Genomic DNA, 233 nt, shown 5'->3' with positions numbered 1-233 from the left:
TCCGTCGTCGGCAGCGTCAGATGTGTATAAGAGACAGCGTCATCGGCTCGCTCGGCGGCCGGTCCGTCGACGAGGCGCTCGCCCACGAGCTGCGCAAGCAGGGCATCGACCAGGACGTCGCCGAGGACTGTCTCTTATACACATCTCCGAGCCCACGAGACGGAGCTACATCTGGGGTGCCGTTTTTTGGTTTGGAGAAGGGGGGGGGGGGGGGGGGGGGGGGGGGGGGGGGG

The 233-nt window shown here is 67.4% G+C and carries 1 protein-coding gene; it reads left to right on the top strand.

The window, feature by feature from the left end:
* Positions 1 to 20: 20 nt before the first annotated feature.
* Positions 21 to 233, top strand: a 213-nt coding sequence (locus tag ACR9ZK_RS22560) for a hypothetical protein (RefSeq protein ID WP_481344160.1), incomplete at its 3' end; no start/stop codon positions are given.

The organism is Monashia sp. HAY1-5C (assembly GCF_056755255.1).
Note: the sequence above shows the minus strand (reverse complement) of the source record. Positions and strands in the feature narration are given on the sequence as shown.